Below are 14,519 nucleotides of genomic sequence, written 5' to 3' on the forward strand. Positions count from 1 at the left end.
TGTTAATTTATAATGACTTACTGGCGTCCGCCCATCATTCCTTTTAACTGATCAAATGTAATTGTTTCATAACCTGCAGGGGTGGCAAATGCTCCGGCCGGAATAGCTCCCTGTTTGATTTCTTTAACGGTTGCATGAATTGCAAGGCCGCTCTGGAAGCTGTCAAATTTCAAAGGGACACCGTTCGACTTATCAAAAAACTGTGTAAGTGAATTTGCCGGAGTAGCGATGTCTTTAGTAAACCATCCTTCGGATGTTTTATTTGATTTCTTTTCTGTTATCGTATACTTGGTGGCTTTGTATCCGGCAATGGTTTGAGTTTCTGTTCCGGCTTTCAATTCGTATTCAGGCCATTTTTCTTTCATTTCTTCAAGGTCGGCAGGTGTAAAATTGATCACATATTTTTTGCTCATCATCGGAATATCAAGAAGTAACCGAACAAAATCCGTTTTAGAATTCATAATCACATTTGATGTTGACATCTGTGATTTTTGGTTTACTACACTTGAGTCGCCTTTAAAATATACAGTAAGCTCTTTCGGAAACATACTAGCCATTTGCTGCATTTGTGCCGGTACTTCCCATTCAACCGTATAGGTGATGGTTCCTTCGTTAATTGGCGTTTGGGCAAACACACCCGCAGAAAACGCAATAGCTATTAAGCTTAAAATGATTTTTTTCATGATTTGGTAATTATCCTGTTTGATGTAAAATTAAATGATTTGTTACGAAAATTGCTTTCTTTTTTGGAAGGAAATTTTTATTACATTAGATAATAGTTTTTAATTAACGTGAATATTAATGAGTTGCCCGGTTTATTAATATGATTAAACGATTACTTTTTTTAATTCTTGTAAAACCAACCATTCTTTTTTGCCAGGTCAATACCGGCCCGCGACTTACAGGATTAGCAAACGCTTCCGTAGCCATGCAAGATGTTTGGTCAATGCAATCGAACCAGGCCGGAATTTTACAATCGAAAAAACCTATCATTTCAGCTGCTTATCTTCAGAATTACGCATCTACGGATGTAGCTACAAAATCGGCGGTAATGGCTGTTCCGTTTATGGATCGCAACGCCGCTGGAGTAAGCTTTCAATCGTTTGGATTTTCAGCATACAAGGAACAAAAGATCGGTCTTTGTTACGCCAGGAGTTTTGGCGGCAAATTAAATATGGCTCTTAACTTTAATTATCATCAGCTCAGCATAAGCAGTTATGGAAATGAAAGTACCTACTCCGTCGACGCGGGCTTGCAGTATTTTATTAATGATGATTTGATTATTGGTTCGCACGTATCGAACCTCAGCAAAAGTGGTTACAGCAAGTTCGGAAGCTTTATTCCCACGGTGTTTGAGTTAGGCGTCGCCTGGCGAACCGCCGGCAAAGTGTTATTATCTGCAGAAGTAATGAAGACGCTGGATTCCAGTGCAGACGTAAGAGCGGGTTTAGAATATGCTCTTGCAGATTGGTTTTCATTACGCGGCGGAATTTCGGCAAATCCTTTTATGCAGTACGCCGGATTTGGATTCGATTATCATGGTTTTCGTCTTGATTCTGCTGTATCATCCCACCCAGACTTAGGTTACTTACCACAGATTGGTTTAACTTATGCGTTTTAAATATTTCTGTATTATTTTACTTTTCGTTCCTTTTTATTCGGCTGCGCAAACTGAAATTGATCCGGTTTTGGAACCCATTTTAGAATCAATCGCCGAAAGCGCGGGTGATAATTTTGACTATTCAGAACTGGCCGAACGCCTTAATTATCATTACAGGCATAAGATTAATCTAAACAACGCATCACGGGAAGATCTCCAAGAATTGACATTTCTTTCGCCTTTACAAATTCAAACGATTTTGGATTATCCCAAAGAGAGCGGCAGGTTTGTTAATATTTTGGAATTACAGGCTCTTGAAGGCTTTAACGAACAAACCGTGCGACAGCTTATGTTATTTATAACGGTTACTGATCCCGCTGATCAGCTGTCATTCAGGTTAAAAGATGCCGTTTCAAAATCGGAAAATGACCTGATGTTATTGTACGGACAAGTGCTCGAGCCGCAAAAAGGGTACGTAAATTCAGAGACTTCCGCAGGCTATCTGGGATCGCCTTCGAGGTTGTTTGTGAGATACCGGTACGCGTTTGATCCGCATGTATATTTCTCATTAAACATGGACAAAGACGCGGGCGAGCAGTTCTTCTCGGGTACGCAGAGGCGGGGTTTTGATTTCTATTCTGGAAGCCTTTACCTGAAAAATCTAGGGCATGTCAAAAAAGTAGTTTTGGGCGATTTTTCTCTTCAGTTTGGCCAGGGATTAACGTTATGGTCTGGTTTGAGCTTCGGGAAAGGGGCTGCATTAACTACGATTCCAAAGCAAGGACTTGGATTAAAAGCGTATACATCCCGAAATGAACTGTTGTTTTTCAGAGGATCGGCCGCAACGATCCAGTACGGGCCGGTTAGTTTTACGCCGTTCATTTCGTATCGTAAGATTGATGCTTCAATTTCTGATGACAACCTGGTGAATTCCATCCTTCAAACGGGATACCATCGCACCCCGGCCGAAATTAACAATCGGAACTCGGTTGCTCAAAGTTCGTACGGATTAACTATGCAATATAATCGAAGCAATCTGGAGCTTGGTTTAATTGCATATAGAACTGGTTTTGACCATTCATTTGCTTTAGGAAACAGCCCTTATCAGCGTTATGAATTTACCGGTTCAGACTTGAACAATGCGGGCTTCTATTATCATTACGCTTTCAATAATCTGTACTTTTTTGGAGAAGCCGCCCATAGCTTCGACCATGGATGGGCATTTATGAATGGAATGCTCGCAAGCTTAACTCAACGCGTTTCTCTTTCGGTACTTCAACGTTATTACCAATCCGATTATTTGTCGTTTTTCAACCAGGCGATATCAGAATCCACAACGGCACAGAATGAGAAAGGATTTTATGCGGGCCTGGTAATAGAACCTTTGCCAAAAGTACAATGGTCGCTGTACTCAGATCTCTTCAAATTTCCGTGGCTGAAATATCAGGTAGACGTGCCTTCTAAGGGCTATGAACTTTTTAGTCAGGTAACTTACAACCCATTCAAAAGGCTGTCGGTTACTGCGAGATATCGTTTGAAAAACAAAGAGCAAAATCAGTATACAGAGGTTCTGTCGAAACTTTCAGAGGTTAAAAAGCAAAATTACAGGATAGAACTTTCCTACAAACTTAACGACAAAATCAGTTTGAGTAACCGGGCCGAAGTTGTTCAATACAGCAATCTCAGCAAAAGCAACGATATCGGATATATGGTTTACCAGGACGCAGATTTTGAACTTTCTAACAAAGTATCGCTTAATGGCCGTATAGCGCTTTTCGATACACCAGGCTTTGATACCAGGATTTATACTTATGAAGATGATGTGCTTTACGGCTATTCTTTTCCTGCTTACCAAAATCAGGGTTTGAGGTTTTATATCAATTCACGTTTGAAATTTCGTCGTGGATTGGATTTATGGCTCAGGTACAGCCTTACCTCCTATGTAAACCAAACAGAGGTTGGCTCTGCACTAGATGTTAGCGAGGGAGACAAACGTTCGGATATTAAAATCCAATTGCGCTACCAGTTTTGAAACCTAAATTAATCAAGGGCGAAATTCCATTTGTGCGGCTTTTAATGCCGTTAATGGCCGGCATTGCATGTGCAAGTTATTTTAAGTTGTCGCCAGGCAATATCCAGTTGGCGGAAGTGATTTTCTGCTGTTTGTTTCTGTTATTCACATTAAGCATCGTTTTTTACAAATCGTTAAGGTTGTACCGATTCAGGTGGATCTCAGGAATTATACTTCACGGGATCGTATTTTTCTGCGCCCAAATTTTAACCAGTTACAGCGAAGGACTTCATGCTCCAAATTATTTCAGTAAGAGAAAGACAAGCGCTTTATTAATCAGGGTTAACTCAGAACCTAACGTAAAGGAGGGAATAACTCGTTTTACCGCTGATGTATTGGAGGGTTTTGAAGGAAATTCAAGCTTCGCACTAAGTGGTAAAATATTGATTGCCGTTAAAACTGATTCGGCCAAAACTTTTGAATATGGTGATGAATTGCTGACCGTTTCCAGGTTCAGCCCGGTCGAGCCGCCATACAATCCAAATGAGTTTGATTATAAAAACTACCTCGCGAATCAACAACTCTACTACCAGGCTTTTTTTACTCAGAATGAAGTTAAACTTGTAAGGCAACACCAGGGAAATAAGCTTGTTGAAGTAGCAATTAATTTACGGAAGAAACTGGTTGTTAAATATGCCAGATATATCCACGATGCCGATGCGCTATCCGTCGCGTCGACATTGATTCTCGGTTATCGAAATGATCTCAGTCGCGAAGTGTTAGACAGCTATTCAAAAACAGGAACAATGCACGTTCTTTCCGTTTCAGGAATGCATGTTGCCATTGTGTTTGCCGTATTAATGTTTCTTTTACGTTTCATGGATAAAAGCCAAACGCTGAGAATATTCAGAGCAATTTTAATAGTGATGTCGATTTGGTTTTACTCAATTATAACTGGTTTCTCACCCTCTGTTTGCCGCGCGGCATTGATGCTCAGTTTTTTGGTTATCGGCAAATCGATAAACAGGAAGGCGAATTCGTATAATATTATCGCGTCGTCGGCCTTTATTCTCCTTTTATATAACCCGTTTTACCTGGTGGATGTGGGTTTCCAACTGTCATATCTTGCTGTGTTAGGATTGATTTATTTTTACCCGAAAATCCAACACCTCATTTACCTCAAAAATTGGTTCTTAAATGAAATATGGAAGGCTATCGCGCTCTCTTTCGCCGCACAGTTGGCAACTTTTCCATTAAGTGTATTTTACTTTCACCAATTCCCGGTCTGTTTTTTAGTAAGTAATCTCTTCATTTTATTGCCCGTAACGTTAATCTTGTATGCAGGCCTCGTGTTCCTTTTCATTCCCTGGGAGCCGGTATTGACCTCTTTAGGCTGGATCCTGGAAAAAATGATTGTTTTTACCAATAAGGGATTGTATTGGATTGAAAATATTCCCTATGCCAATATCGACGGACTGTGGATTCCAGAATGGTATTACCTTCTTATATTCCTGATTATCTTGTCGCTTACCATGAGTTTCAGTTATCAAAGTAAGGGGCTTGTTTACTGCGCCTTCATTGGATTGTTTGTGTTGGCTTCCTATCAATCGTTTTCCTCGGTTACTAAGATGAATCAACGCCGGGTTGTTATCTACAGTCTCAGGAAAAACTCAGCAATGGCATTCATGGAAGGGAATTCAGCGCGGGTTATTGCAGATGTACCGCCGGAAGATAAGACCTATCAATTTTCCGTAAAACCTTCATTAGATGCAGCCGTTTCAAAAGTAAGTTTTGAAAACATTGCTAACAGACATTTTATTGAATTTCAAAATTGGCGGGTATTTGTCTGGGATACGACGTTTAATAATAAGACGTTTTCTGAAAAACTTGAAACAGACGTGGTTATGCTCAGATTAAATCCTAAAGTAGACATTGCGGATATCAAACGGAATATTGCTTTTAAGTTGCTGCTTATTGACGGATCAAACCGCGATCACAAAATAAAACAATGGCAGGACGAAGCAAAATCGAGCAATTGTAACGTGTATGTTCTGAAAAGGAATAAAGCTTATTTAATTGACTACTGACGAATTTATTCAACAAGTACCAGCTTTTGACGTTAATGCATTGTGCTTCCTGAACACGTAAATAAATTAAAAAGCCCGGATCAATACTTCGAGCTTTTTCTTATCGGTGATACCGGAAGTATTGCGCGGACGGGAAATGACCAGGTGCTGGAGACAATGAAGGCTCACTTTGATCCGGAAATCAAATCCGCTGTCGTCTTCCTGGGCGACAATGTTTACCCAAGAGGTCTGCCTGATAAAAAAAATATTTTACGGGCCGATGCTGAGAAAGCGCTAAATCAGCATTGGGAAGCCATGAAAAATTATCATGGAAAAGTTCTTTTTATTTCAGGAAACCACGATTGGAACAAAGGCCGAAAGGATGGTTACGAATATGTTCTGCGCCAGGAAAAATACCTTGAAAAATTGTTCGGCGACCGGAATGTTTTTCTTCCAACCGGCGGATGCCCGGGACCTGTAAAGATTGACCTCGGAGAGAATCTGGTTTTAATTCTTATTAATACTCAGTGGTGGCTGCAAAGTGGTTTCAGGCCTATTGGAAGTAACTGCGGATGCAGCGTTGATACGGAAGATGACTTTTTTAACTCGCTTGAATCGATATTAAAAAACAATAGCGGTAAACGTATCGTCATCGCCGGACATGCACCTGTTTACAGTTATGCTATCCATGGCGGACGATATAAACTGAAGCATCATTTGTTTCCCTTTACGCTTTATAAGCGTGGGGCGTACGTTCCCTTACCGGTTATCGGATCGCTTATTCCCTTGTATCGCAAATATTTTGGTGCCAGGGAAGATATCGCTCATCCGAGATATCGAAAACTCCGGCACCGCCTGAAAGAATTACTGGCCAAATATAACGGCTTGATTTACGCGGCAGGCCACGAGCATAATTTGCAGCACATAAAAAAAGATGGAAATCATTTCATCATCAGTGGGGCAGGTTCAAAACTAAAATATGTGTTAGAAGAGGGGAAAAACTTATTATTTGGAGCTAAAAAGAAAGGTTTTTTTAAGCTTGGATTTAATGCAGACGGTGATCTTCATGTTTCTGCATGGGCGATTGATTCCGAAATCCCGCGTGGCAAGCTAATTTATGAAACAATTATCAAAGGCCGGCTTTAGGAGGAACTACGAGTGTTAAAGCTCCGGGAACAATCTTCGCTGTAAACTCCTTTATTTTCCCGGTTATCTCTCCATCGATTTGAAACGTTGTTTTTTTGTTACAGGTGACAACCGCATCAGTGCATCGTAAAACTTCCACGTATTCGGATGTCTGAAGTTTTCCAGAAAACATTTTCCAGGCTATTGAGAACAATTTTCTGCTGGGAAATGGTTTTACGATAACTATCTCAAATTTTCCGTCATTAAGTTTTCCGGTTGCATTAATAACCGCCCCGGTTCCATACTTTGACGCGTTCGCAAATGTCAGAGAAACGGCTTTGCGTTTGATAATACTGTCGCAATACCGAATAACAAACCTGTATTGCTTTAGCAGAAACATTTCACCGAACAAGTGTTTCGCATACGTAATTATTCCGCGCCTGCCGTCTGCTTCAAAGCGTTTAACAATTCTGGCATTTAAGCCTGCATCAGCTAAATGAATACAGGTTTTTCCGTTGATTTTTATCAGATCAATTGTTAGGGTTGTGCCATTGCTCAGTAATTCCAAGCTTTGCTCAATTGAATTGATCTGAATCTCTTTTGCCATCCCATTTGCCGATCCAAAGGGTACGATCAGGAGCGGAATGCCGGTGCTGTCTAAAATAGATGCAGCTAAATTTACCGTTCCGTCGCCACCACATGCCGCCACTAAATCAGGTTTAAAAGCGGCAATGGCATTTTTGATTTTTAACGACGCGTCGCTTTCAACCTTTTGTATTTCGTAATCGAATCCAAGCCTGGTTGAATGCTCCTCTATTATTTTTTCAAGTCCATCCTTTGCGTTATTACCGGAATTTGGATTGACAATAAAAAATACTTTTTTAAAAAGGGAATTATCCATATCAGTTAAAGCTGCTCCCTGACTTCGAGAAGGAACTGTTTTAACCGCTCTAACGAATCAATTACTTTTTGATTTTCTTTAACCGCATTTTTGTCGGTTTTCAAATAATCTTTTGCGCCATGAAGTGTGTAGCCTTTGTCTTTTACCAGATGAAAGATGATCTTAAGATTTTCGACGTCTTCAGGGGAAAATAAGCGGTTGCCTTTTTTATTTTTCTTCGGCTGTAAAATTTCAAATTCGCGTTCGTAAAATCTTATCTGTGAAGCATTTACCTGGAACATTTCTGTCACTTCACCCATAGTATAGTAAAGTTTGTTTATTTCCCGCTCTTTATAAGGCATCCGGTTATAAGTTTGATTTATTTGTTATGCAAAGCGGCTGAATTTAACATCCGTCGCTAACTTTAAAAGTAGCAGCACAGAGTGACAATAAACCCGGGTGTAGCGGATACCGGCCAGGCGGTTAAGGCTTGCGCAGTATGAGCGGAACACGGGACTGGCTTTAATTGAAAATTCGTCCTTGCTTTTCGTTCAATCAAAATAAACTAATTCATTACTTTAATTGGACGAGGGTTGTAAAAGTAAAAAAAGTTTGATACACAATTTATTAAAAACGTTTTGAATAAAAAAGGATTTACAATATAAGTGGTAAAGGGTAATACAAGAGACTCTATTGATTGGTTGTGATTCAATTTTGTTTATTTCTGTTTATAATCTATTTATGATTTTAACTTTGCACAAAATTTTTTCAGAATGACTACGAAAGAGATACGGAAAGCTTTTTTAGATTTTTTTAAGGAACGTGGCCACGAGATTGTGCCTTCAGCGCCGATTGTTGTTAAAAACGATCCGACATTGATGTTTACCAACGCGGGCATGAATCAATTTAAAGATATCTTTCTTGGGGAAGCGCCCGTAAAATCTTCTCGTGTCGCCGATACTCAGCGTTGCCTTCGCGTGTCCGGCAAGCATAATGATCTGGAGGAAGTCGGTATCGACACGTACCATCACACCATGTTTGAAATGCTTGGTAACTGGAGCTTTGGCGATTATTTCAAAAAAGAAGCGATTGCATGGAGCTGGGAACTTTTAACCGAAGTTTATAAAATTCCGAAGGATCAATTATACGTATCGGTTTTTGCCGGTGACGAAGCAGAAGGACTGCCAAAAGATAACGAAGCTTTTGATTTCTGGAAGCAATTTGTGCCGGAAGAAAGGATCGTTTTAGGAAATAAAAAAGACAATTTTTGGGAGATGGGTGAAACCGGTCCATGCGGTCCATGCTCCGAAATCCATGTGGATTGCCGCACACCTCAGGAGCGGGCGGCAGGTGACGGAAAGTCGCTTGTTAACGCCGACCATCCGCAAGTGATCGAAATCTGGAATAATGTATTCATGCAGTTCAACCGCTTGAAAAATGGCTCGTTGCAACCGCTGCCGGCAAAACATGTAGATACAGGCATGGGCCTCGAACGCCTCGTTCGCGTTTTGCAGAATAAAACTTCCAATTATGATACCGATGTTTTCCAGCCGCTGATCCAATTTATAGCCACGGAGGCTAAAGCTGTATACGGAGAAGATGAAAAGGTTGATATTGCAATGCGGGTAATTGCCGACCATATTCGTGCGGTTTCTTTTGCTATCGCCGATGGCCAGCTTCCTTCAAATAACAAAGCCGGTTATGTGATCAGGCGGATACTTCGTCGTGCTGTAAGATATTCATACACGTTTTTAGGTTTTAAAGAACCATTTATCAATAAGCTGGTACCAATTTTGGCCGATCAGTTTGCGGGTGTTTTTACTGAATTGGAATCGCAGAAGGACTTTGTACAAAAGGTTGTTCTGGAAGAAGAAGCGGCTTTTTTAAGAACGCTGGAAACAGGGATAAATCGTTTTGAGAAATACCTTCAAACCAATGACAATCAAGTTGTTTCCGGCAACTTTGCATTTGAATTGCAGGATACGTTTGGTTTTCCGATCGACCTTACGGAGCTGATGGCCAGGGAAAACGGCTGGACGGTAGATATGGCTGGATATCATAAAGCGTTAGGAGAGCAAAAAGACCGTTCGCGGGCCGCTACATCAGTTGACACCGGTGATTGGATCATTCTGAAAGAAAGTGACAATGTGGAATTCGTCGGCTATGACAAACTCGAGATCGAGTGCCTCATTTTAAAGTACCGGAAAATTAATGCGAAAGGTAAGGAGCAGTATCAGCTGGTTCTGGATAAAACGCCTTTCTATGCTGAAAGCGGTGGCCAGGTTGGTGACACGGGCAGGCTAGAGGATAAAAGCCGTTTATTTGCTATAGAAATAACGGATACAAAAAAGGAAAACGGATTGACCGTTCATTTTGCTGATTCACTTCCTGACGATGTTTCGGGAGCTTTCTGGGCGGTTGTCGATACGAAAAACCGTTTGTCAACTGAAAACAATCACTCAGCGACCCATTTACTACATTCCGCTTTAAAAGAAGTACTTGGTTCGCATGTTAATCAAAAAGGTTCATTGGTTAACGCGGATTATCTGCGTTTTGACTTTTCTCATTTTGCAAAGGTTACCAATGAAGAAATAGAGCAGATCGAGATCATTGTTAATCAAAAAATACGTGAAAATATACCGTTAAAAGAACAGCGAAATGTCGCCTACCAGGAAGCGATCAACTCGGGAGTTACCGCCTTGTTTGGCGAGAAATATGGCGATTTCGTTCGCGTAATTACTTTTGACGATAAATTTTCGAAAGAGCTTTGCGGCGGAACGCATGTTCGGGCAACTGGCCAAATAGGGTTTTTGAAAATAATTTCAGAAAGTGCCGTGGCTGCAGGGGTTCGCCGAATTGAAGCAATTACCGGCGTTGCCGCTGAAAATTATGTAAGAAGCCAGGACGAGGTTCTTAGCGGCATCAGGCAACTGTTAAAAAATCCTCAGGATATAGCAAAATCCATCGAATCGCTTTTGGAAGAAAATTCGCGTATAAAAAAGGAGCTTGAAAAAAGCGTACTCGAAAAAGCAGTCGGTTTAAAAACGGTGCTTGCCGCTAAAGCCGTAAATATAAATGGCGTAAATTTTATCGCTGAAGAAGTAGAACTTCCAAATAACGATGCTGTAAAAACGCTGGCTTACAACCTGAAAAATATTGTAAATGATTTGTTGTTGGTATTAGCGGCAAAAATCGATGGTAAGCCATCTTTAACGGTTATGGTGTCCGAAAATCTCGTTAAAGAAAGAGGTCTTCACGCAGGAAACATCGTACGGGAGTTAGCAAAAGAGATACAAGGGGGCGGAGGCGGCCAGCCTTTCTATGCTACGGCCGGAGGTAAAAATCCGGATGGTATTAGTGCGGCGCTCGCAAAAGCAAAGACCTTTATTCCATAATAATACAAGCCTTTTTCGAAAGGCTTGTTGATTAAAACGTGAAATCCTGTCCTTTATTTGTAGTCAGTTTTTGTGTAGCTTTATACACTTCTGTTACGAGATAGACACTTTTTAAGGCTGTAATGACAAAAAAAATCTGGCTAAGTTTTTTACTTCTGATCTTAATTAACAACACATCATTCGGTCAGCAGCTTCCTCAATACACACAGTATATTTTTAATAACTATTTACTCAATCCCGCCTTATCGGGCATTGAAAATTATATCGATGTGAAGGCTGGTTACCGCTCTCAATGGCAAGGGCTGGATGGAGCGCCGGTGACAACTTATTTGTCGGCAAATATGCCGATTGGAAAGAGTTTTGTTCAGGGGGATGCGAATGCTTTTCCCGGCAAGGGTACCAATCCGATGGAGAGAAGTTTTGTACAGGAATACCAGGCCGCGGAAAATCATCATGGTATTGGGTTTCATGTTGTCTTTGATAAGGCTGGTCCGCTAAAACGTACAGACGCTAATTTAACTTACGCGTATCATTTAGGGCTAACCAGTAAAATGAATCTTGCGGTAGGAGTTGCCGGGGGCCTTACAAATATCGGTCTGGATGCGTCAAAAATCAGTACTGATCAGCAAAACGATCCGGCGATTCCAAACAATTTGACCAATGTACTAAAACCTGACCTCGCGCTTGGCATTTGGCTTTACGGTCCGCAATATTTTGCAGGGTTTTCAGTCGATCAGATTTTGGGCCAGGATATCGCATTTACCAATAACGACAATCTGAATGTTGGTAAAGAAGTGCCTCATTTTTTTATCACAGCCGGTTATAAATTTATTCTGACGGACGATATCGGGATGCTTCCCTCGGTGATGTACAAACACGTAAAACCAGCGCCTGACAGCTATGACATTAACCTGAAGTTCGCGTTTAAAGACCGGTTTTGGCTGGGCGGAAGTTACCGGAACCAGGATTCGTTTTCAGCGATGGCCGGTTTTAATATCAGCTATTTATTTAGTTTGAGCTATTCGTATGATTTTACTACCTCCGAATTGAAGTCGGTTAGTTCTGGCAGTCATGAAATTGTTCTTGGCCTGCTGCTAAATAACCGTTATAAAGTTACCTGTCCGCAACGGACATTTTAAAGCTCTTTACGAAGCCGGGCTACCGGGATATTCATAGCCTCCCGATATTTTGCCACTGTTCGTCTGGCAATATTGTAGCCCTTCTCTTTGAGGATTTCTGTCAGTTTTTCGTCTGCAAGAGGCCGGCGTTTATCTTCGTTGCCAATGCACTCTTCCAGGATTTTCTTAACTTCTTTATTGGAAACTTCCTCGCCGCTTTCCAGCTGAATTGCTTCAGAAAAGAAAGATTTCAAAAGAAAAGTCCCGAATTCCGTTTGCACATATTTGGAATTTGCTACCCGTGATACGGTGGATATATCCATTCCGATACGATCTGCAATGTCTTTTAAGATCATCGGGCGAAGGTTACGTTCATCACCGGTAAGGAAAAAATCATACTGGTAATTCATGATGGCGTTCATGGTCTTAAGCAGCGTTTGCTGGCGTTGCTTAATCGCGTCAATAAACCACTTCGCCGAATCAAGTTTTTGCTTGACGAACTGAACAGCTTCTTTTAGCTTTTTGTCTTTCTGAGACACTTTATCGTAATGCTCAAACATTTCCTGGTAAGAACGGCTGACCTTCAATTCAGGGGCATTTTTCGAATTTAAAGTTAAAATGAGAACGCCATCATTATTAGCAATATGAAAATCAGGAATTACCTGCAACTGCTTAGTTGTAACTTCACTCGCATCGCCAGGTTTTGGGTTCAGCTTAAGGATTTCGCCGATAACTTCCCTGAGATGTTCCGAATCAAGATTTAATAATCTCTCTAACTTATCGTAATGTTTTCTTGTGAATTCGTCCAGGTATTCTTCAACGATCACGACGGCTTTTTGAATAACCGGATTTGAAGGATCTTTTTTTCGAAGCTGAATGAGCAGACATTCTTTCAGATCGCGGGCGCCAACACCGGCAGGATCAAACGACTGTATGACTTTCAGCATCTCTTCCACTTCACCTTCTTCCGCGAAGATATTTTGCGAAAAGGCAAGATCGTCGACTAATGAGGTAATTGAGCGGCGAAGATATCCGTCGTCATCAAGGCTGCCGATTAGCTGCATGCCGATTTGAAAATCTTTGTCCGGAAGAGGAACCAGGTCAAGCTGCGCCTGTAAATTCTCAAAAAATGAATTCTGGATCGCTATCGGTATTTCTTTCCTGTCATCATCGTCATCGCCATTTTGGTCGTACTTTGAACCATAGTCGTTGGCGTTGTCGTCCTGCAGATAATCATCGATATTAAACTCGTCGAAATCGTCAGAGCCCTGCTCTTCTGCGTCGTAATTGTCATCCGGGTCTTTATCCGGGTATTCTTCAACAGGCTCGCTTACACTTAAACTCAAATCTTCAAGCGCCGGATTCTCTTCCAGTTCTTCTTTTATCCGGGTGTCAAGCGAAACTGTTGGCACCTGCAAAAGTTTGATAAACTGAATTTGCTGGGGAGATAGCTTTTGTAAAAGTTTTTGTTGAAGATGTTGTTTAAGCATAATTATTAATGCTCCAAAATTACATTAATTATTGATAGATGGGCAAACAAGCACTTAAATGAAATTGTTCTGACAACGGTCGAATTTTTGTGGTAATTGCCTGATCAAGAAAAAAATATATTTTTACAATACATTAAAATTGCAATCATATGGGATTTTTAAAAGAGTTTAAGGAATTTGCCATTAAGGGCAATGTTCTTGATTTGGCAGTAGGAGTGATTATCGGCGCGGCATTTGGCAGTATCGTAAAATCACTTGTTGATGACATTATAACTCCTGCCATATTAACGCCTGCACTTAAGGCGGCAAATTTGTCTGATTTAAACCAGCTGACCATTCCGGGGACAGCAATTAAGTATGGCAACTTTTTATCCCAGATCATTTCATTTATCATTGTCGCATTAGCGTTGTTTCTATTTATCAAAGCGATAAATCGAATGAAAAAGAAGGAGGCCATTGCGCCAACTGTGGATCCCGCGCCAACCAAGGAAGAGCTTCTGTTAACCGACATTCGTGATTTATTACGCAGCCAGCAAAATAAGCCGTTATAAACGGTTAATATTTTAAAACAGGTGTTGTGATTAAGGAATAATAGGCCTATATTTGCGCTCTTGTTTTTTAAAGAGCTTCAATAGATAATAAATCGTCATGAAAAGAACATTCCAACCTTCTCAAAGAAAAAGAAGAAACAAACATGGTTTCAGAGAGCGCATGAGCACTGCTAATGGAAGAAGGGTATTAGCTTCAAGAAGAGCTAAAGGCAGAAAAAGACTATCGGTATCCGACGAACGTCGTCATAAAGCATAATTTTTGGTTGCTGCCAATCCTTTTGGA

The 14,519-nt window shown here is 40.8% G+C and carries 12 protein-coding genes; 8 read left to right on the forward strand and 4 right to left on the reverse strand.

All coding sequences use genetic code 11. The features are described from left to right. Nucleotides 1–17: 17 nt before the first annotated feature. The gene (locus GS399_RS14640) at nt 18–683 is read right to left on the reverse strand and encodes a DUF4412 domain-containing protein (RefSeq protein WP_160845396.1); all 666 of its coding nucleotides are present in this window, start codon (nt 681–683) and stop codon (nt 18–20) included. Nucleotides 684–823: 140 nt separating this feature from the next. Here GS399_RS14640 and GS399_RS14645 point away from each other — a divergent pair, with 140 nt between their 5' ends. Genes GS399_RS14645 through GS399_RS14660 form a run of 4 tightly spaced genes read left to right on the forward strand, consistent with a single transcriptional unit; the run spans nt 824 to nt 6,823 of the window. Continuing rightward, nucleotides 824–1,621 carry a PorV/PorQ family protein gene (locus GS399_RS14645; protein ID WP_160845397.1) on the forward strand — a complete coding sequence of 266 codons (798 nt, stop codon included), beginning with the start codon at nt 824–826 and terminating at the stop codon, nt 1,619–1,621. Continuing rightward, nucleotides 1,611–3,632 (forward strand): ComEA family DNA-binding protein, encoded by a 2,022-nt coding sequence (locus tag GS399_RS14650; RefSeq protein ID WP_160845398.1) that lies wholly within the window; start codon nt 1,611–1,613, stop codon nt 3,630–3,632. Before GS399_RS14645 ends, GS399_RS14650 begins: the two co-directional genes overlap by 11 nt. Next, nucleotides 3,629–5,698 carry a ComEC/Rec2 family competence protein gene (locus GS399_RS14655; RefSeq protein ID WP_160845399.1) on the forward strand — a complete coding sequence of 690 codons (2,070 nt, stop codon included), beginning with the start codon at nt 3,629–3,631 and terminating at the stop codon, nt 5,696–5,698. Before GS399_RS14650 ends, GS399_RS14655 begins: the two co-directional genes overlap by 4 nt. 42 nt (nt 5,699–5,740) lie before the next feature. Beyond that, the gene (locus GS399_RS14660) at nt 5,741–6,823 is read left to right on the forward strand and encodes a metallophosphoesterase (protein WP_160845400.1); all 1,083 of its coding nucleotides are present in this window, start codon (nt 5,741–5,743) and stop codon (nt 6,821–6,823) included. Here the strand turns inward: GS399_RS14660 and GS399_RS14665 are convergent. Together GS399_RS14665 and GS399_RS14670 are read right to left on the reverse strand one after the other, a co-directional pair. Then, nucleotides 6,807–7,703, reverse strand: a complete 897-nt coding sequence (locus GS399_RS14665; RefSeq protein WP_160845401.1) for a diacylglycerol/lipid kinase family protein — start codon at nt 7,701–7,703, stop codon at nt 6,807–6,809. The two genes, GS399_RS14660 and GS399_RS14665, sit on opposite strands and share 17 nt — an antisense overlap. Before the next feature lie 5 nt (nt 7,704–7,708). Continuing rightward, complete coding sequence (locus tag GS399_RS14670; RefSeq protein ID WP_160845402.1) at nt 7,709–8,044, reverse strand: MerR family transcriptional regulator; 336 nt, start codon at nt 8,042–8,044, stop codon at nt 7,709–7,711. A 411-nt stretch (nt 8,045–8,455) separates the two neighbouring features. Between GS399_RS14670 and alaS the strand changes: the two genes are divergently transcribed. After that, the gene (gene alaS / locus GS399_RS14675) at nt 8,456–11,077 is read left to right on the forward strand and encodes an alanine--tRNA ligase (protein WP_160845403.1); all 2,622 of its coding nucleotides are present in this window, start codon (nt 8,456–8,458) and stop codon (nt 11,075–11,077) included. Nucleotides 11,078–11,199: 122 nt separating this feature from the next. Further along, nucleotides 11,200–12,216 carry a PorP/SprF family type IX secretion system membrane protein gene (locus GS399_RS14680; RefSeq protein WP_160845404.1) on the forward strand — a complete coding sequence of 339 codons (1,017 nt, stop codon included), beginning with the start codon at nt 11,200–11,202 and terminating at the stop codon, nt 12,214–12,216. Here the strand turns inward: GS399_RS14680 and rpoN are convergent. Then, the gene (gene rpoN, locus GS399_RS14685) at nt 12,213–13,685 is read right to left on the reverse strand and encodes an RNA polymerase factor sigma-54 (RefSeq protein WP_160845405.1); all 1,473 of its coding nucleotides are present in this window, start codon (nt 13,683–13,685) and stop codon (nt 12,213–12,215) included. The two genes, GS399_RS14680 and rpoN, sit on opposite strands and share 4 nt — an antisense overlap. Before the next feature lie 149 nt (nt 13,686–13,834). Between rpoN and mscL the strand changes: the two genes are divergently transcribed. Both mscL and rpmH read left to right on the forward strand, forming a co-directional pair. After that, the gene (gene mscL / locus GS399_RS14690) at nt 13,835–14,236 is read left to right on the forward strand and encodes a large-conductance mechanosensitive channel protein MscL (RefSeq protein WP_160845406.1); all 402 of its coding nucleotides are present in this window, start codon (nt 13,835–13,837) and stop codon (nt 14,234–14,236) included. 97 nt (nt 14,237–14,333) lie between these two features. After that, nucleotides 14,334–14,492 carry a 50S ribosomal protein L34 gene (gene rpmH / locus GS399_RS14695; RefSeq protein ID WP_092390256.1) on the forward strand — a complete coding sequence of 53 codons (159 nt, stop codon included), beginning with the start codon at nt 14,334–14,336 and terminating at the stop codon, nt 14,490–14,492. The last annotated feature ends 27 nt before the right edge of the window (nt 14,493–14,519 follow it).

This window comes from Hufsiella arboris (genome assembly GCF_009834875.1).
Taxonomy (GTDB): domain Bacteria; phylum Bacteroidota; class Bacteroidia; order Sphingobacteriales; family Sphingobacteriaceae; genus Hufsiella_A; species Hufsiella_A arboris.